Source organism: Paenibacillus sp. PastF-3, assembly GCF_029893135.1.
In the GTDB taxonomy this organism is placed as follows: domain Bacteria; phylum Bacillota; class Bacilli; order Paenibacillales; family Paenibacillaceae; genus Paenibacillus_AQ; species Paenibacillus_AQ nitricinens.
Map to the genome: position 1 here is coordinate 1 of NZ_JARXWM010000032.1, position 18,694 is coordinate 18,694.

Genomic DNA, 18,694 nt, shown 5'->3' on the forward strand with positions numbered 1-18,694 from the left:
TCCTGAGCCAGGATCAAACTCTCCAATTAGTATTGAAAAGAGCGATATGCTCATTTTGAAACATCTGACGAGAAAATTAATTCTCTAATTTTGGATTTCACTTTCGTGATTTCCTACTCACTCGTTGTTCAGTTTTCAAAGATCAATGTCTCATCTTTCGTCGTCGTTGCTTGTCAGCAGCGACCTTTATAATATATCACAGCACCTTTGTTTTCGTCAAGCGTTTTTTTAATTTCTTTTTTTCGCTTACCGTTTCAGCAAGTTGTTAATCAACATCTTGTCCAAAGGGGCGAGACTTAATGTATCATATTTTTCAAACTCACGTCAAGCATTAAAACAAAATAATTCTTAATCCTATTAACATTACAACGCCTGGAAGGCCAAGAACCGTTACTGCGCCTATGGTTGCAGGATTCAGGGGAATATGAACTTGTGTGATTAAACCCGAGAAATTCACTACATATATCGCGAGCGCAGCCAGTACCAAATGAGCTCCGAACAGACTAAGCCATCCAAAGCCAAGCTTTTTCCGGAATACAATTACACTTAACAACACAACTGATATGACCAGTACTCCTATAGCTAACATTCTTAGCATGTTGATCCCTCCTATATTTTCATTTGGCTAGCGGCTACATCTGACTGCTATTTAATCCAATGCTCTTTGCATGTTTGAGATGTATCTGATACTTGCGCTCTGCTGCCTCTAAAATATAAATAGCATAATCAATTTGATCTTGACCCAGCGCTTCATCAAACATTAGGTACGCTCTCTCCCACTCGGATTGTGCCTTACGAACTTCCAGCAACGTTTCCCAGCCCTCCGTATCTTTTCTACCCTGTTCTTCATCTGCTCCCCGCCACAATGAGCTCCACCATCCCATTTCCCATTCCTCCTCAGAATAATTTCGATGCAAAATCACATCTCGTTATTCTCATTCATATCGGGATAGGGACAAACTTAGAACAAAAAAAGGAGGCCCAGGGGGCCTCCTTTTAAAAAACACGACTTTAGAGCTACTAGAATAGCTCACGACGACCTTCCAACGCTTTGGACAAGGTAACCTCGTCGGCATACTCAAGATCGCCACCAACAGGCAAGCCATGGGCTATTCTGGTGATTTTAATCTCAAAAGGACGAACTAGACGAGAAATATACATCGCCGTTGCCTCACCCTCAATGTTGGGGTTGGTCGCCATGATAAGCTCACTCACTCTTTCATCACTCAAACGAGTCAATAATTCCTTCAAGCGTATATCATCAGGGCCTATACCTTCCATAGGTGAAATCGCACCCTGAAGAACGTGATAATACCCATTAAACTCTTTGGTTCGTTCTATTGCCACCAAATCCTTGGAGTCTTGGATCACACAGATTACTGAAGGGTCTCTAGTTTTGTCCTGACATATCTTACACGGATCCGTATCCGTAATATTACAGCAGACGGAGCAATAATGAAGATTACGTTTGACACTTACTAGCGCTTTAGCAAAATCAATGACATCGTCCTCTTTCATGTTAAGCACATGAAAAGCTAACCGGGCGGCTGTCTTCGGCCCAATCCCGGGTAAGCGCGTAAAAGCATCGATCAGCTTGGCTAGCGGTTCGGGATAATACAAATTAATAATTCTCCTTTAGACGAAAGTGGAGTGAGTGAATTAGAACAAGCCTGGGATCTTCATTCCACCAGTAAATTTACCCATATCATTGTTCGCAAGCTCTTCAGCTTGAGTCAAAGCATCATTAACCGCAGTGATTACTAAATCCTGTAGCATTTCAACATCTTCCGGATCAACAGCTTCTGGCTTGATTTGAATAGAAAGCAATTTTTTGTGGCCATTAACTTGAACTGTAACTACACCGCCACCTGATGTGCCTTCAATAACCTTGCCACCCAATTCTTCTTGAGCTTTAAGCATTTGCTCCTGCATTTTCTTCACTTGCTTCATCATTTGGTTCATATTATTCATACATCATCTCTCCTTTGGAATGCGCTATTTGCGCTAGTATGCTTACATTACTCTTTTATGACAACAAGGTCTTCTCCAAAAAGCTGGATAGCCTCATCAATCCAAGGTTCAGATTTGGCATCTGCAGTATCATGTTCATGCTCTAACCGTAACTCCTCTTTGCTAGGCTGTCCCACCTGCTTCTGAGCGGCTTCGTTCCAATCGCGCTGCATAATAGTTACCAGTCTATAAGGTTTACCAAGACGCGCTGCAAGCACATTCTCAATGACCTGTCTATTTGCCGGTTTCTCCGTTGTATCACGATGAATCGTGTTCTTGAATGCAACAAGCACAGCATCGTCCATTACGGATACAGGTTCTCCGTCTACAAACCACGCATGAACCGTTACCTTCTCCTCTTTTACCCCTTGCAAGACAAGACTCCACTGTTTGTAGATAGCTGCAAAATCAGGACTATCCTTACCAGCAATAAACTTATCAACATTTGGAGGCATTTTGGAGGCAGCAGAGATTCTAGGCGCAGAACTTGGAGTCGGATTCGATTTCGCAGAAGAAGCACCATCTCGCCCACCTCCGGAAATACCACCAGACTGCAATGCTTGTTCCAGCTTTTTCTCCAGCGCAGTAATCTGTCTCTTGAGCAGATCCAGTTCACCAGAGTGAACCGCAGGAGCATTCACCCCTGATCCAGCCTGTAATGCGCCTAACGGAGCAGCTGATGCGGTCTCACTTCCCTCTTGCTGCAAGCTACAAAGCTTCATCAGCGCGACTTCAAACAACGTCTGCGGATGAGTAGCATACCTCATTTCACCTAGGTACTTATTAAGTGTATCTACGATCTGAAACAGACGCTCCCGGGAAAATGCGGTGGCCATATCCTTAAATTCGGCAGGATTAAGTACTCGCTCCGTCAGTTGATCGGCCCCGGGTACCATCTTAATCATCAATAAATCACGAAAATAATACATAAGATTCTCTAGACATTTATCAGCACTTTTACCTTCATGCATAAGCTGTTCAACAAGCTCCAGCAGAAGACCCATATCACCTTCCAATATGGCAGTGGCAAGACGTGCAAATTGCTCAGAGGGTATCCCTCCGGTCATCCCTAGCACTTGTTCGTACGTAACTTTGCCATCTGTAAAAGATGAAATCTGATCCAGCAAGCTTACTGCATCGCGCATACCCCCATCAGAAAGGCGGGCAATATACTGCAATGCGTTAACATCGGCTGTAATCCCTTCCTTCTCACAGATAGCACTTAGATGTGCCGTCTGTTCTTCCAAAGCTACTCTACGGAAGTCAAACCGCTGACAACGAGAGATGATCGTCGCTGGCAATTTATGAGGTTCCGTAGTTGCAAGGATGAACATTGCATGTGACGGTGGTTCTTCCAATGTCTTTAATAGCGCATTAAATGCTTCTGTTGTCAGCATATGCACTTCATCAATAATATACACTTTACGGCGCACCTCGGTAGGTGCATATTTCACCTTGTCCCGGAGGTCGCGAATCTCTTCTACGCCCCGGTTGGATGCCGCGTCTATTTCCTGCACATCCATCACATTACCCGCAGTGATTCGCAAGCAGGAAGGACACTCGTTGCAAGGCTCCGGACCTGGCCCACGTTCACAATTGACCGCTTTCGCTAAGACTTTAGCAGCACTTGTCTTACCAGTTCCCCGCGGACCACTGAACAGATAGGCATGCGAAACCCGCTGTTCACGAATTGCGTTCTGCAGCGTTTGGATAATGTGCTGTTGTCCAACCATGTCTTGAAACGACTGCGGCCGCCAAGCACGGTACAGCGCGATATGTTCCACTATGCATTACCCTCTCTTAGGCTGCCTCTTTCCCGGCATTTGTCGCAAATTTATTATACTATATTCATCGGCTATTGACCAAAAACAAAAAGCATCTTTGCTTGTGGCAAAGATGCTGTTATAAACAGAATTATAAACCGTGCACCTGTTATTGATGACTACGATCCAAGCGGCAACCCTACATGACTGCTCGGGCTAGGCCACCCTCCGGCACAAGAGTAAACTTACTTATGGCTGCTTCCTTCCGGACCTGACCAGGTTCATAAGCACTCATTGCGGAGGACCCAACCGTCAACACAGCCCGTAGGAACCAAGGCCTCACATCGATAGCACCTCTAACAGGAATTCAACCTCGCTACAGCGGATTGCGAGTTACAGGGCACCGCTACCTCCCCGTCTAGCACGGCGAAGATAAGTATAGCTCACGCTCGGATAAAAATCAACTCCAAGACATAAAATGAGCCCCCAGCGAGAAAGCTGGGAGCTCGATCTAACCATTAAGCCGCTAAGCGGCTATTCCAATTAGATACCGTATTTCTTCTTAAATTTATCAACGCGACCGCCGGCATCCAGGAACTTCTGCTTGCCAGTGAAGAAAGGATGGCAGCTGGAGCAAATTTCAACACGAAGCTCTTGTTTAACAGAGCCAGCTTCGAAAGAGTTGCCACATGCGCAGGTTACCTTAGTTAAGTTATACTTTGGTTGAATTGCTGCTTGCATTTTGAATTTCACCTCTCATGCCCTAAGCCTCATGCGGACCCAGAGTTATATGATTACACTGTGGTATTTTAGCACGAAAAATTCAATTGATCAATATGTTTCATTGGTAATTCATTGGTATATTTGCTCTATTAAATGTTAAGTTGCCGTTGCTTTAGCCGAGCCATATTTACTGGCGGTACATGGGTGTAAGAACCAATAACAACATCCGGCAATTCGTCACGGAAAATTTCCAGCATTGTCTTCATACCGAGAATTTCACCCTTAGCAGGAGGAATTAACTCCAGATAACTCTCTGGATCAATGTTCAGGTTACGCATCTGAATAAGCTTCAGATCCGTACGTCTTACAAACTCCACCATCGCCTCAATCTCTTCTTCACGGTCAGTTACTCCAGGGAAAATCAGATAGTTGATCGATGTGTAAACGCCCTGCGAGGCAGCATATTTCAAAGACTTCTCTACGTTAGCCAATGTGTAGCCACGTGGTTTGTAATAAGCATTATAATGATCATCTAGAGCACTGATCGTGCTGACACGCATCAAATCCAGCCCAGCATCGACGATTCCACGAATATGATCGCTTAAGCCAGCATTGGTGTTGATATTAATATAGCCCATGTCAGTAATCGAGCGCACTTCACGGATTGCTTCTATAATAAGTTTTGCCTGCGTAGAAGGTTCACCTTCGCAACCTTGTCCAAAACTGATAATCGACTCAGGCGTCTTCAAGTGCTCCAACATAACTTGTGAAATTTCATTGACCGTTGGTCGGAAATTCATCCGAGTCTGCGGAGACACAAAACCACTATCATCAGGTTGCTCAGAAATACAGCCAAAACAACCAGCATTACATGAATAAGAGACAGGCACACCGCCCTCCCAGCGCCCTAAGAAGGTGTTGGAGGAAGTCAAGCATTCATAACCAAGCGCACAGTTAGAAAGATGTTCATAGAGGCGGTTATCAGGATATTTGGCAGTCAACTCGCCAACGCTTACCTCGAGATCCTGTTTATCACAGTTCAGCGGGTTCCATTTCTCCGGATTATCGGTTGGATCCGCCGCAACATAGAACCCGCCATCCTTCCACACTACAGCCGAATACCCAAACAGAGGAAGCTTGTAAGACTTATCTGTCTTTACATACCCAGGAAGACACAAGCGAGTATAGCCCTGAGGCAGCAGCGCGCCTACAGCCTGTGAGCCATCCGGCAACGCCATCATTTCACCTGTCTCTGGATCCATACCCACCGCCCGCGTACTAGGCAAGCCCACAAGAGTGGCGCCTTCAGGCAGCGGAATCAACTCTTCCTCCAACATTTCAACGATCATATCCCCACTACGGGCTAGCCCGTACAGTTCTGGATGATCATATACGTTTCCTTGCCCGTCGGCATATACCAAATACATGTTAGTCTCCTCTTATTATCAATTCTCAAGTTGTAGGTACTGAAGAAGTCTTTGCCCGTGTTGTGCGACGAGCAGCCGTACCACTGTTGGAAGTTCCTCCGCTACTTGCAGTTCCATTTGGCGATTGTTTAGCTCCCGCAACGTCAAATGATGCTAAGAATTCAGCATTAGTCTTTGTATCACGCAGCTTTTTGATGAATCCCTCCACAAAATCGTAGGATTCATTCATATTTTTGCGAATCGCCCAGATCGTATCAAGCTCTTCTTTGCTCAAGAGCACTTCTTCACGACGTGTACCTGAACGACGAATATCAATAGCAGGGAATATACGGCGTTCCGCCAATTTGCGATCCAAATGAAGCTCCATATTACCAGTACCCTTAAACTCTTCATAAATAATATCATCCATACGTGATCCGGTATCAATTAAAGCAGTTGCTAAAATAGTCAGTGAACCGCCCTCTTCTACATTCCGTGCAGAACCAAAAAACCGTTTCGGCCGATGAAAGGCTGCCGGGTCAATCCCCCCGCTAAGTGTGCGTCCAGATGGTGGAACCACAAGATTATACGCACGTGCAAGACGGGTAATGCTATCTAAAAGAATAACTACATCCTTCTTGTGCTCAACTAAACGAAGAGCTCTTTGCAACACAAGTTCGGCCACTTTAATATGATTCTCTGGGAGCTCATCAAATGTCGATGCAACCACTTCGCCTTTTACTGAACGCTGCATATCGGTTACTTCTTCGGGACGCTCATCTATTAGCAATACAAAGAGTTCAATCTCAGGATTATTAGTGGAAATACTATTGGCAATTTCTTTCAAGAGGAGCGTTTTTCCTGCTTTAGGAGGTGCTACAATCAAACCCCGCTGCCCCAAACCTACAGGAGCGAGCAAATCCATTATTCGGGTAGACAAATGAGTAGGGGATGTTTCAAGCGGTAGCTTGTCTTGCGGATAAAGTGGTGTTAATGCTGGAAAATGTAGTCGCTCCGCTGCGCTAGCAGGGTTCTCACCATTAACGGCATTGACTTGAAGCAGGCCAAAATATCGTTCATTTTCTTTCGGCGTCCGGCATTTCCCAGATACAAGATCTCCGCTTCTGAGATCAAACTTCCGAATTTGTGAGGCTGAGATATAAATATCTTCAGCACTAGGCAAATAGTTAATCGGCCTTAGAAATCCATAGCCCTCGGGTAGAATTTCCAGTACGCCTTCCATAAACATAAGACCGCTTTGCTCTGCCTGTGCCCGAAGGATCGCAAAGATCAGTTCCCGTTTCTTCAGCTGTCCGTAATAAGGGATCTGGTATTTCTTGGCCAGCTTATACAACTCGGTCAGCTTCATTTCTTCCAAATCGGAAATTTGAAGATCCATGTAATAACCACCTATTCAATTTTTAAATGAGTTCGCCCTAGTCTATCTACTAGGCAAAATGATGAGTCTATTAAAATGCCCATTAGGATATTAATACCCAATTTGGAAGGATATATGCGGTAAGTAAGCAAATAACCCTCCTTCCAAACGGGATATCCTAATTTTATTCGTTCTCACGCCAAACATGAGCACCAAGTTGTCGAAGGTTGCTCACTAAATTATCATAACCACGGTCAATATATTCTACGCCGGTCACCTCGGTGATCCCATCCCCTACCGTCAATCCAGCAATGACAAGAGCAGCGCCTGCCCGTAAATCAGTCGCTTTCACCTTTGCAGCGTTAAGCTTACCACCCTCAATAATTGCAGAACGGCCTTCAACGCGAATTTTCGCGCCCATTCGTACCAATTCTGGCACATGTTTAAAACGGTTGCTGTAGACGAAATCGCTAAGCACACTAACGCCTTCCGCCTGTGTCAACATACTTGTCATAGGAGATTGTAAATCTGTAGGAAAGCCAGGATAGGTCAACGCTTTGACATCTGCGTGCTCATATTTAGCTCTACCTATAACGCGAATACTTTCATCAAGCTCTTCAATATCAACGCCCATCTCTAAAAGCTTGGCCGTTAAAGCTTCCAAATGCTTAGGAATTACGTTATCTATCAACACATTACCACGCGTAGCCGCAGCGGCAATCATATAAGTTCCAGCTTGAATCCGATCGGGAATAATGGAGTGACGGCAACCGTGCATCTCTGATACCCCTTCGATTCTGATGGTTTCTGTACCAGCGCCTTTAATAACAGCGCCCATAGAATTCAATAGGGTTGCTACATCTATAATCTCAGGCTCTTTAGCCGCATTTTCAATAATTGTGGAGCCTTTGGCACGTGAAGCCGCCAGCATGATGTTAATAGTGGCACCTACGCTTGATACGTCTAAATAAATTTTCGCACCGCGTAGTTCTTTAGCATATAAGTGGATAGAACCATGTTCGTTGGTAACTGTCGCTCCCAGTGCCTCGAATCCTTTGATATGCTGATCGATTGGACGAGGTTCGAAGTTACAACCACCAGGAAGACCTATTGTCGCTTCTTTGAATCTTCCAAGTAGAGCTCCCATCATATAGTACGAAGCTCGAAGTTTCTTAACCGGACCATTAGGCATAGGTATAGATACAATACGCGAAGGATCAATTTTCATCTGGTTGCCTGACCAAGATACACTTGCGCCAAGCTCTTGCAAGATTTCGGAGTAAACGGCTACATCACTAAGGGACGGTAAATTATCAAGAACAACTTCAGATTCGGCCAAAATCGCCGCAGGAATAAGTGCAATAGCACTATTCTTTGCTCCACTGATGGTTACAACGCCCTCTAGCGGACGTCCACCGCCAATCATTAATTTTTCCATAGATTTATCAATTTCCCCCTACGTGTATTGCAGCTGTGTGGGCAATACGTGCTGTGGACTTTTAGTGATGAAAATGGAAAGACACCGGCTAAGCGGTGTGCTTTCCTCATCAAACTATTCAACTGGGCAGAGCTACACCCTGCCCTTTACAAATTGCTTGTCCACCAGTGGCGGAAGCTAACAATGATTAGGCTTTGTTGTTGGATCCAAATTCGCGGATTTTACCAATAACGGTTTCTTTGATCGCATCGCGACCTGGTGCGATAAATGTACGTGGATCGTAAGCATCAGGTTTAGCAGCTAGAACTTCGCGAACAACTTTTGCGAACACGATTTGGTTCTCAGTGTTTACGTTGATTTTGGAAGTACCCAAGGAGATAGCTTTCTTGATGTCATGTTCAGGAATACCTGTACCACCATGAAGAACCATTGGGATGTTAGTAGCATCGCGGATTTCTTCCATTTCTTTAAATCCGAGGTTAGGCTCGCCATGGTAAGGTCCATGAACGGAACCTAGTGCAGGAGCCAAAGTGTCGATACCTGTTTCTTTAACAATACGTACGCACTCATCAAGCTTAGCATACATGATGCCGCCGATAACGTCGTCTTCTTGTCCACCAACAGTACCTACTTCTGCTTCTACAGAAACACCTTTAGCGTGAGCATATTCAACGACTTTTTTAGTCATATCAATGTTCTCATCGATTGGGTGGTGGGAACCGTCGATCATTACGGATGTAAATCCAGCATCAATTGCTGCTTTACATTTATCAAAGCTAGATCCATGGTCAAGGTGGATCGCTACAGGAACTGTGATATTCATATCGATAATTAGACCTTCTACCATCTTAACAACAGTAGTGAAGCCGCCCATGTGACGTGCTGCGCCTTCGGATACACCAAGGATTACTGGTGATTTCTCTTGTTCAGCGGCACCAAGAATAGCTTGTGTCCACTCCAAGTTGTTAATGTTGTACTGACCTACTGCGTATTTTCCTTCAAGTGCTTTGTTCAACATGTCTGTCATAGATACTAATGGCATGGTTTCATCCTCCTAAGAATGTTGGTTGGCTATGTTTTTAAACCGACATCACATACAGGCTTATTATAACACAACCTGAGTCAAATACTAAATAGGATAAACAAAAAAATGTCCCGGTGGGACGATTTTTATCCAGCCTGTATAGCAATTACACTCAACCTGTTTATAATCACCATACCCAAATAGAATCGATACAGAAAATATCATTTTAACTGCATTGATCTACAGACTTATTATGAAGATGCATATTGACCGCTACCCGCATTTCATCGATGTCAAATGGCTTTGTGAAATGCATCAATGCGCCTAGCTTGGTTGCTTCCTTAATCATATCCAGCTCCCCATAAGCGGTCATCATTATGACCTTAATGGACGGATTTAGTTCCTTCAGATGCTTCAAAATCTCAAGTCCATCCATTCCCGGTATTTTCATATCGAGCAAAACCAAGTCAGGAGACTCACTGCGAACAATGTCTAAGGCTAATTTTCCGTTAGCTGCTTGAAATGTCGTATATCCTTCGCTATTGAACACTTCCATAAGAAGAATCCGAATCCCGTTCTGATCATCGACAATTAACACTTTCTTTTTTTCCATATAATACCCTCCCAGAGATTAAGCCAGATTGACTATACCGCGCTCTCCACAGCTAACGGCCCCTTCAGAAACTAACCCATACGAAACCTATTATTCGTGCTTCACTGCTCAAATCCTGCTAATTGGATAAAATGGGTAAATAAAGAGTCTGAATTACAGTGATGTCATTTACGGAGCTCTTCAAAATGGACAAACAGGTATAAACACCTTCGGCGTCCTTATAGCGTTTAAGCGAGAAATTCGGGACATGAAGGACAGGTGAACAACTTATACTTTCGAATAGTTACAAAAAAAGAGCCTCCAATAGGAGGCTCTTCAAGTTTGATATAGAACCCGTAGGTTCCGATTATATTCACAAAATTACTGCTGTTCGGAATGAGTCAAAGAAGCTTTGACGAAATCACGGAACAACGGTTGTGGACGGTTCGGACGTGAAGTGAATTCCGGATGAAATTGAACCGACAAGAACCAAGGATGTCCCGGAAGCTCTACGATCTCAACTAAACGGCCATCTGGGGAAGTTCCGGAAATGACCAGACCTGCTTTTTCAATCTCATCACGGTACGTATTATTGAACTCATAACGGTGACGGTGACGCTCATAAACCAGTTCATCATCGTAGCAAGACATTGCCAGGGAACCCTCAGCAATCTTACAAGGATACAAGCCAAGACGCATAGTACCGCCCATATCTTCAATATCCTTCTGCTCAGGAAGCAGATCAATCAGTGGATATGGTGTGTTTGGATCGATTTCGGAGCTATTTGCACCTTGTAAACCTAGAATAGAACGGCCATATTCGATTACGGAAACTTGCATACCTAAGCAAATTCCGAAGAAAGGTATCAATTTCTCACGGGCATAACGAATTGCGGAGATTTTACCTTCAATTCCCCGATCACCGAAACCACCTGGAACTAGAATACCACCAACACCGCGCAGCATTTCGTCCGCGTTCTCATCTGTGATTTCCTCTGCATTTACCCAGCGTACTTTAACTTCTGCATTGGAGGCAAAACCTGCGTGTGATAAAGATTCCACAACACTCAAATAAGCATCATGCAGAGCTACATACTTCCCTACAATCGCAATTTCCACTGTTTTCTCTAGCTTCTGAATCCGCTCAAGCATACTTTCCCATTCACGCATATCTGGCGCAGGAGTTGTAAGCTTCAAATGATTAACAACAATCTCGTCCAATCCTTCATCACGAAGATTCAATGGAACTTCATACAACGTTGAAGCATCACGGCATTCCACAACAGCATTAGCATCAATATCGCAAAAGAGTGCGATCTTCGCTTTCATGTCTTCGGAAAGCTCATATTCCGTACGGCATACGATGACATTCGGTTGAATACCGATGCTGCGCAGCTCTTTAACACTGTGTTGTGTCGGTTTTGTCTTCACTTCTCCAGCAGCCTTGATATAAGGAATCAAGGTTACATGGATATACATTACATTTTCCCGACCAATATCACTCTTGATTTGGCGAATAGCTTCCAGGAACGGAAGACTCTCAATATCACCTACGGTTCCACCAATCTCTGTGATTACAACATCCGAGTTGGTCTCGCGGCCTGCGCGGAACACGCGTTCTTTGATCTCATTCGTAATATGTGGGATAACTTGTACAGTTCCGCCCAAGTACTCTCCACGACGTTCCTTGCTAATTACGGATGAATAGATCTTACCTGTCGTCACATTGTTGTTCTTTGACAGATTAATATCAATAAACCGTTCATAGTGTCCAAGGTCAAGGTCAGTCTCCGCACCGTCATCGGTTACGAATACTTCACCGTGCTGATAAGGACTCATCGTTCCAGGATCTACGTTAAGATACGGATCAAATTTCTGAATCGTTACCTTTAGACCTCTGTTTTTGAGCAGCCTGCCCAGCGAAGCGGCGGTAATGCCCTTGCCCAGGGAAGACACAACGCCACCCGTTACAAAAATATACTTTGTCACTGTAAAACCCTCCTAAATAAAGTCCAGACATAAAAGCGGCGCATGGTGTTTATCGTAACCCGTTTTACTATCATCAAAACAGGGGAAATCAAAAGTTTGATTCACCGGGGAAAACATAAAGCGTCGTCCCGCAAATTACATAAAACTACAGCTACTTTGCATCTAAAAAAACAAAAAAGTGACACCCGTAGAACCGGGGCACTTTTTATTTTAAAAAACGCGTTTATTAACTTACATGATAAGCCCATGCAATAGTTTACTCTGACGTTCCCCCACTGTCAAGGGAGGAATTATACCATCAGCAAGACGCTTTGAAATTATTTATCTTACTTGTCAGCTTCGGCATCTTCATCTGAGTCATCTTCTGCATCGTCTTCATCTGAGTCATCTTCGTCTATGTCATCTTCATCGATCACGACATCTTCGTCGACTTCTTCTTCGCTGTCGTCGTCGGAATAGAGGTCGTCGCGATCTTCATCGATAGCGTCGAAATCCTCTTCTTCAGCAGCGTAGTTTTCTTCTTCTTCAGCAAAGTCGTCATCTTCCAAATCATCGTCTTCATCGTTGATGATACGCACGCGTTTGGTGTTACCAACCGGATCATCAGAGCGCTCTAGAGGATACCAGCGTTTCAATCCCCAAAGGTTGGTTCCGACACAGGCAAAACGCCCATCAATGTTAATCTCGGTATATAACTGGGCAATAGTATCTTGGCTTTGTTGATCGGTCATACCGCGCAACTTGGCTACCTCGACCATCAGATCACGGTAATAATACGGTGTATTGGCTGCCTTAAGCACTAGAAAGGCCAAATCCACCATCGGCATTTCTTTAACTTTCTCAGGGTCTAGCTTTAAATTGAGTGGCGTACTCACTAAAGGACACTTCCTCTCACGCATTGTTCACATTACGGTTTATTTCAATAATATCCATTAACAAAACTAAGTAAAACCTATTTGACAACAAATTGCAAGTCAAAAGCGGTAACAGCGAACAGAAAGAGCCCTCAGGCTGTTATCCTTAGCAGAAACCTGTCTCCATCTTGAAGAAGATTAAACCCAAAACATATGTACCCGTGTGAAACTTATAATTCCTTTTAATTAAAAAAAGGCGGAGGGAACCCTCCGCTCATGACTGTATCCACGCCAAGGATCGGCTCCTTACGTGATGTTACAAAGAGAGTGTTAATCTCTTCTGTCTATTTTATGTAAAGCGCCGTCTTTTGACACGATGGGCAGCCCATTTCGTTAAAAAAGGGCAAGTTCCCATTCGGACCCCCTCTTCCACTCATACAATATGGCAGCAGGGCACCGAGGAGGGGACAGCGAAACCTATGGACTATTACAAATTTTGGAACATGCTTCTTGAAGAAATATCGGTTGCCCCCAACAATGGTGAGCGGCGTATTCTTACCTTCAATGATCCCCGCCAGTATGCCGGAGCATTTACACAATGGAAGGCGCTGAAGGCGAAGCAGCCTGAACTGCGGCAAGTGCAGGTATCTCCGTTGATTCGGGCCTTTTTTGTGCCTGCTGCCGGAGCCAGAAAACTAATGAACCGCTTTGCAGATCTCCTAAATGTCGAAGAGGATCTACAAATACAAATCCATTCTATAGCTAACGAAAAGAGCGGTACCGCAACACTCCCTTGGGGGGTGAAAGCCATTCATGCTCCTCAGGCATGGTCCAAGTCAACCGGAGTCCACGTCAAAATCGGCGTAATCGACACAGGCGCTGATTACCGCCATCCTGATCTGAAGCATTCCTTAGCCGCTGGGGTAAATCTACTACACCGCGGAATGTTACCGCTGGATGATAATGGACACGGGACTCACATCGCCGGCACCCTAGCTGCGGCAGGAGGAACACGAGGTATGATGGGAGTGGCTCCGCGAGCGCTGCTATATCCAGTAAAGGCCTTTGATCATAGCGGATCCGCCTATGTGTCGGACATTGTACTGGGTATCGATTGGTGCGTACAGAACAAAATTGATATCATCAATATGAGTTTCGGAATGAAAACTCGAAGCAAAGCGCTTCACAATGTGGTGATTAAAGCGTACCGAGCCGGAATCGCTATCATTGCCTCCTCCGGGAATGACGGCAAACGTGGCGGGGACTATCCGGCACGTTATCCTGAGACGATTGCCGTGGGCGCCATCGATAAAAGACATCGTGTTGCCAGCTTCAGCAACCGCGGTTCTTATATCGATGTATACGGCCCCGGCGAAGGTGTGTCCTCCTGCTGGCTGAAGGAGGGCTATAAAGAGATGAGCGGCACCTCCATGGCGACCTCGCATGTCACGGGAGCCGCTGCACTGCTGCTCGCGGTGCGACCGGGGCTCTCCCCAAGGGAGCTGAAGCTGCTCTTGCGCCGCACCGCGTCCCCGGTGCGGCTGCGCAAGGGGCAGCGACGCGCATCTCTTGGCGGCGGCGCTGCCGATGCCCTACGCCTGCTGAAAGCAGGAGTGAGGGCCAAGCGGTCGGTCTCCGCGAACGTATAGAACCTGCCCGGGCACCGGGTGGGTCACTCTGACGTGAGCGCAGCTTGTGCCGGTGCGAAGAACGGTACAAAGTAAAATCCGCCCCCCGGGGAACCGGAAGGCGGATTTTTTGTCGTTTGATGCCTCAATTACATGCGGTCCGGTGCAGAAACACCGACAAGACGCAGGACATTAGCAATCGTGGTACGCGCAGCACCAAGCAGTGCGAGACGTGCCACGGTTTGAGCGGCATCCTCAGTGATTACACGTTCAGCTTTGTAATAACTGTGGAACATCGCAGCCAGCTCATATACATAACGGATGAGGCGATGTGGAGCATAACCTTCAGCGGCAACAGCAATTTCTGCTGGTAGCTCACCAATTTTGCGCAGCAGATCATATTCATGCACTGCTGTCAGCTTGGAGAAGTCAATCTCAGCGTAATCAGGAATGGAGATCCCTTGCTCCTCTGCCTGACGGAAGATGCTGCAGATACGCGCATGCGCATATTGAACGTAGAATACAGGGTTCTCATTAGAAGTAGAGATCGCCAAGTCCATATCGAAATCGAGATGGGAATCCATGCTACGCATGGTGAAGAAATAACGAATCGCATCGATTCCTACTTCCTCCATCAAATCTTCCATCGTGACCGCTTTGCCGGTACGTTTCGACATTTTAACCTTTTCACCATTCTGGAACAGGCTGACCATCTGAGCAATCAGAACCACTAGCTTCTCAGGATCATTGCCAAGTGCTGACATCGCTGCTTTCATCCGCGGAATATAGCCATGATGATCCGCACCCCAAATGTTAATCATTTTATCGTAACCGCGGCCATACTTATCGCTGTGATAAGCAATGTCCGGTGTAAGGTAGGTGTATGTGCCATCGTTCTTAATCAGAACGCGGTCTTTATCATCGCCATACTTAGTCGTTTGCAGCCAGGTTGCCCCATCCTGCTCATAAACTTCTCCACGATCACGAAGCTCGTCCAGTGAGCGTAACACTTCTCCGTTCTCGTACAGCGAAGTCTCACTGAACCAGATATCGAAGTTTACGCGGAATAGTCCCAGATCACGTTTAATTTTATCGAGCTCTTTATTCAGTCCATAAGTCCGGAAAAAAGCTGCACGGTCACTTGGGCTCATTTCGAGTAGTGTATCACCCTTTTCAGCCACAAGCTCTTTAGCAAATCCCTTAATGTCCTCGCCATGGTAACCGTCTTCAGGCATTTCTGCTTCTTGACCCAGCTCCTGCAGGTAACGAGTTTCAATGGATTTGCACAGGTTGACCACTTGGTTACCGGCATCATTAATATAATATTCCCGTGTCACCTGATAGCCTGCATAATCGAGTACGTTGCAAAGCGCATCGCCGACAGCAGCACCACGTGCATGTCCTAAATGAAGGCTGCCCGTTGGATTGGCGCTGACGAATTCCATTTCAACCTTCTGACCTTGACCGATGTTAATACGGCCATAATCATCGCCCTGCTCGGCAACAAGGCTGATAATTGGGTACAAATAATTCTTGGACAACGTAAAGTTAATAAAGCCTGGTCCGGCAATCTCAGCTTTTTCAATAGAAGCGCTGCTAGTATCCAAATGTTCTATAATTGCCTCAGCAATCTGGCGCGGGTTACGTTTTGCGATTTTGGTAAGCTGCATAGCAGCGTTCGTAGCCAAATCACCGTGTGCCTTATCTCTTGGTACTTCCAGTACGATATCCGGAACCTCTTCCGGTGCAACAATTCCTGCATTCACAATTGCATCGGCAATGGCTTCTTTTACCCGTTCATTCACTAGCTCCAACGGATTCTTTCTCTGTGTCATAATTTCGGTTCCTCCTGTATATGCAAACTAATAGCAAACTTTCCTGACAATTCCTCGTATACGTACAAATCATATTCCCATGAAACCGTTAGGGAGCGCCCTTCGCGCACCACGTCCAGCTTGTTCGTTTCTGTTGAAAGATTAAACTGTGTATATGGCGAACGATAGAATCCCGGCAAACGCCGTCCGGATTGAAAGCTCTGTTCCGACTGTATCCCACCGTGGCGGATTAGTTTTAGCTGATTGCCTGCAATCTTTATGGTTGTACGAACAGAAATTTCCTCTCCTCGAGGGCCTTGCTCTAACTCTTCATATTGAATATATAGATGCGGTCCTTTGGATACTACCTCTCCATTCGCTTTCATAACATTCCGCTGACCATCTTGAAGGCTCACGAGCGTAATAGAGACATCATATTTGTTAGACTGTAGTTCGGGCATCACACGTTCCTCCATTCTGCAAGCCTCTGCATTCTGCATAAGAAAAACGCCTGTCGTAAAACTTAAACATTTTTATATTCATTCAAAGGCCTATTCGCTTTCCCATTGTACACTATATCCAGTTCAAAGAAGCATTTCAATTTCAGAATCCATTAGATCTAGCTTAGCTCATAAAATTTTACCATATCAATGGATAAAAGCACACTTGGAACATGTAGTAAAACTGTACACAAGTGCAACCAACTTCATAATCACAAAAAAACGGTTCCCTTAGGAACCGTTTAGAAAACTAAAAGCTATGCTCACTACTTTTACTAAACACGGATTACAAGGACAAAATTTTCAACGAAAATCTAAGTTGCCAAGAAGCGCCGCCATCTTTAGTTACATATAACGATGAATAATCGCGTTCGCGAACGGCTAGCCAGCCTTCTTTATTACTAGTGAACGAGATTACCCCTTCATACCCAGCAATCGCCGGAAGATTGGCCCACTGCTTGCCACCGTTATATGTGCGTCCTACCGCTACTTTCTCTGCTGCGTCGGAATAACCCACCAAGAAGGTTGTATTGTTCCCTATCAGCTCCATATTTCCCGGTCTGCCAGCCGCAGGCCCTTTATTCACTACAGCTTTTCCACTACCCGGAGCAGGCCCCCCGCCAGCAGTTTCCTGAGCGATCACTCTATTCCAGCTTTTCCCCTTATTCGTACTTGTATATAGGGAGTATGAGGTTTGACTCATCCCTGAGCCGCCAAATAGAACCACATCAACTTGATCTCCCTTTGCAGTGATTTGCCCATACTCTGGATCGGGAAAGGCTACCTTTAAAGATTGACTCCAAGTTTTCCCGCCATCTGTGGTCTTCATTACCCGGTAGCCGGTTGCCGGCATAGTTACAACGGCCCAGCCGGTATTACGATCACTGAAATAAGCACCGCGTGTATTGGATGGGGTTGAAATCTTACTCCAGCTAAGTCCCCCGTCCTTGGTGTAATACGTTGATGCCCTGTTATACCCGAAACCAATCCTACTGTCGATAAAATCGATTCTTTCAAAGCTAACTGGTTTATTCGAAAGTCTTTTCCATTCTGAGCCGCCATTAGAGGTGCTGATTAAATATCGGGCTTGACCGTCTTCTACAGAAGCAAGGGCAAAACCATGCACGTTATCGGGAAAATCAATCTGTTTAAAGCTCCATTGGCCTTCATAAATTTCTTGAAAATTGCAGCCTCCATTAGAAGTGCCAATCATAAATCCATTGCCTGCTGCCCGTCCGATATCTCCATTCAAAAACTGAACATCAGAAAAGGTAAGCGGTGTGGATACGTCTCCTGAGTGCTTGTTTTGCAGAGACTGTAGTAGCCCATGATCTCCAGTGCCGCAGGCCGCAGGCGTGACCGATGCCGCAGCATGTACAGAAGAAGCTGATGCACCCCACCCTGAAACCATTATTAGCGTCGCCGAAAGGGCGGTTATTGTCGTTCTGAGAATCTTTCTCGTCCAGTTCATAGTGACACCTCCTAATGTATATATACCCTTGCTTTCAATCTCTACTCTTTTATACCTCCTGAAGCACGCATGATCCACCATTGAATAGTCACAAAATGGAAACA

Annotated in this window: 17 protein-coding genes and 1 other RNA gene; 1 reads left to right on the forward strand and 17 read right to left on the reverse strand. The window is 45.4% G+C overall.

Annotated elements, in window-relative coordinates:
* Positions 1-331 precede the first annotated feature (331 nt).
* From M2444_RS32590 to rpoE, 14 genes are all read right to left on the reverse strand, one after another.
* Positions 332-589, reverse strand: coding sequence for a pro-sigmaK processing inhibitor BofA family protein (locus M2444_RS32590; protein ID WP_371915754.1), 258 nt, complete (start codon positions 587-589; stop codon positions 332-334).
* A 43-nt stretch (positions 590-632) separates the two neighbouring features.
* Positions 633-884 (reverse strand): DUF2508 family protein, encoded by a 252-nt coding sequence (locus tag M2444_RS32595; protein ID WP_094873241.1) that lies wholly within the window; start codon positions 882-884, stop codon positions 633-635.
* Positions 885-1,020: 136 nt separating this feature from the next.
* Positions 1,021-1,620 carry a recombination mediator RecR gene (recR, locus tag M2444_RS32600; protein WP_042123249.1) on the reverse strand — a complete coding sequence of 200 codons (600 nt, stop codon included), beginning with the start codon at positions 1,618-1,620 and terminating at the stop codon, positions 1,021-1,023.
* Between the two features lie 39 nt (positions 1,621-1,659).
* A complete protein-coding gene (locus M2444_RS32605) occupies positions 1,660-1,971 on the reverse strand; it encodes a YbaB/EbfC family nucleoid-associated protein (RefSeq protein ID WP_094873243.1) in 312 nt (103 codons plus the stop codon).
* 47 nt (positions 1,972-2,018) lie between these two features.
* Entirely contained in the window at positions 2,019-3,794 is a 1,776-nt protein-coding gene (gene dnaX / locus M2444_RS32610) for a DNA polymerase III subunit gamma/tau (RefSeq protein ID WP_280789050.1), read from the reverse strand.
* Between the two features lie 137 nt (positions 3,795-3,931).
* Positions 3,932-4,200: signal recognition particle sRNA large type (gene ffs / locus M2444_RS32615), an RNA gene on the reverse strand.
* A gap of 116 nt (positions 4,201-4,316) precedes the next feature.
* The gene (gene rpmE / locus M2444_RS32620) at positions 4,317-4,514 is read right to left on the reverse strand and encodes a 50S ribosomal protein L31 (protein WP_042123239.1); all 198 of its coding nucleotides are present in this window, start codon (positions 4,512-4,514) and stop codon (positions 4,317-4,319) included.
* Between the two features lie 131 nt (positions 4,515-4,645).
* The gene (locus tag M2444_RS32625; RefSeq protein ID WP_280789051.1) at positions 4,646-5,923 is read right to left on the reverse strand and encodes a radical SAM family protein; all 1,278 of its coding nucleotides are present in this window, start codon (positions 5,921-5,923) and stop codon (positions 4,646-4,648) included.
* Between the two features lie 25 nt (positions 5,924-5,948).
* On the reverse strand, positions 5,949-7,301 hold the full coding sequence (gene rho, locus M2444_RS32630; protein WP_042123234.1) for a transcription termination factor Rho: 1,353 nt from the start codon (positions 7,299-7,301) through the stop codon (positions 5,949-5,951).
* A 163-nt stretch (positions 7,302-7,464) separates the two neighbouring features.
* Positions 7,465-8,718, reverse strand: coding sequence for a UDP-N-acetylglucosamine 1-carboxyvinyltransferase (locus tag M2444_RS32635; protein WP_060623903.1), 1,254 nt, complete (start codon positions 8,716-8,718; stop codon positions 7,465-7,467).
* Between the two features lie 187 nt (positions 8,719-8,905).
* Positions 8,906-9,760: a class II fructose-1,6-bisphosphate aldolase gene (fba, locus tag M2444_RS32640; RefSeq protein WP_036679934.1), complete on the reverse strand. Its 855-nt coding sequence runs from the start codon at positions 9,758-9,760 to the stop codon at positions 8,906-8,908.
* Positions 9,761-9,968: 208 nt separating this feature from the next.
* A complete protein-coding gene (locus M2444_RS32645; protein WP_042123230.1) occupies positions 9,969-10,355 on the reverse strand; it encodes a response regulator in 387 nt (128 codons plus the stop codon).
* A gap of 360 nt (positions 10,356-10,715) precedes the next feature.
* A complete protein-coding gene (locus M2444_RS32650) occupies positions 10,716-12,323 on the reverse strand; it encodes a CTP synthase (protein ID WP_280789052.1) in 1,608 nt (535 codons plus the stop codon).
* Positions 12,324-12,649: 326 nt separating this feature from the next.
* Positions 12,650-13,198 carry a DNA-directed RNA polymerase subunit delta gene (gene rpoE / locus M2444_RS32655; protein ID WP_094873249.1) on the reverse strand — a complete coding sequence of 183 codons (549 nt, stop codon included), beginning with the start codon at positions 13,196-13,198 and terminating at the stop codon, positions 12,650-12,652.
* Positions 13,199-13,656: 458 nt separating this feature from the next.
* Between rpoE and M2444_RS32660 the strand changes: the two genes are divergently transcribed.
* Complete coding sequence (locus M2444_RS32660) at positions 13,657-14,826, forward strand: S8 family peptidase (RefSeq protein WP_094877826.1); 1,170 nt, start codon at positions 13,657-13,659, stop codon at positions 14,824-14,826.
* 128 nt (positions 14,827-14,954) lie between these two features.
* On the opposite strand, the gene argS is transcribed toward M2444_RS32660, so the two are convergent.
* From argS to M2444_RS32675, 3 genes are all read right to left on the reverse strand, one after another.
* Positions 14,955-16,640, reverse strand: coding sequence for an arginine--tRNA ligase (argS, locus tag M2444_RS32665; protein ID WP_076121339.1), 1,686 nt, complete (start codon positions 16,638-16,640; stop codon positions 14,955-14,957).
* Entirely contained in the window at positions 16,637-17,080 is a 444-nt protein-coding gene (locus M2444_RS32670) for a YwiB family protein (protein WP_280789059.1), read from the reverse strand. The genes argS and M2444_RS32670 overlap by 4 nt, the downstream gene beginning before the upstream one ends.
* 325 nt (positions 17,081-17,405) lie before the next feature.
* Positions 17,406-18,590 (reverse strand): hypothetical protein, encoded by a 1,185-nt coding sequence (locus M2444_RS32675; protein WP_280789053.1) that lies wholly within the window; start codon positions 18,588-18,590, stop codon positions 17,406-17,408.
* Positions 18,591-18,694 lie beyond the last annotated feature (104 nt).

Excerpts from the sequence above, each read along its gene's own strand:
- M2444_RS32635 (WP_060623903.1), bottom strand. The coding sequence starts at position 8,718 with ATGGAAAAATTAATGATTGGCGGTGGACGTCCGCTAGAGGGCGTTGTA.
- M2444_RS32670 (WP_280789059.1), bottom strand. The coding sequence starts at position 17,080 with ATGCCCGAACTACAGTCTAACAAATATGATGTCTCTATTACGCTCGTG.
- M2444_RS32595 (WP_094873241.1), bottom strand. The coding sequence starts at position 884 with ATGGGATGGTGGAGCTCATTGTGGCGGGGAGCAGATGAAGAACAGGGT.
- M2444_RS32645 (WP_042123230.1), bottom strand. The coding sequence starts at position 10,355 with ATGGAAAAAAAGAAAGTGTTAATTGTCGATGATCAGAACGGGATTCGG.
- M2444_RS32590 (WP_371915754.1), bottom strand. The coding sequence starts at position 589 with ATGTTAGCTATAGGAGTACTGGTCATATCAGTTGTGTTGTTAAGTGTA.
- argS (WP_076121339.1), bottom strand. The coding sequence starts at position 16,640 with ATGACACAGAGAAAGAATCCGTTGGAGCTAGTGAATGAACGGGTAAAA.
- rho (WP_042123234.1), bottom strand. The coding sequence starts at position 7,301 with ATGGATCTTCAAATTTCCGATTTGGAAGAAATGAAGCTGACCGAGTTG.
- M2444_RS32660 (WP_094877826.1), top strand. The coding sequence starts at position 13,657 with ATGGACTATTACAAATTTTGGAACATGCTTCTTGAAGAAATATCGGTT.
- M2444_RS32675 (WP_280789053.1), bottom strand. The coding sequence starts at position 18,590 with ATGAACTGGACGAGAAAGATTCTCAGAACGACAATAACCGCCCTTTCG.
- M2444_RS32625 (WP_280789051.1), bottom strand. The coding sequence starts at position 5,923 with ATGTATTTGGTATATGCCGACGGGCAAGGAAACGTATATGATCATCCA.
- M2444_RS32605 (WP_094873243.1), bottom strand. The coding sequence starts at position 1,971 with ATGAATAATATGAACCAAATGATGAAGCAAGTGAAGAAAATGCAGGAG.
- rpmE (WP_042123239.1), bottom strand. The coding sequence starts at position 4,514 with ATGCAAGCAGCAATTCAACCAAAGTATAACTTAACTAAGGTAACCTGC.
- fba (WP_036679934.1), bottom strand. The coding sequence starts at position 9,760 with ATGCCATTAGTATCTATGACAGACATGTTGAACAAAGCACTTGAAGGA.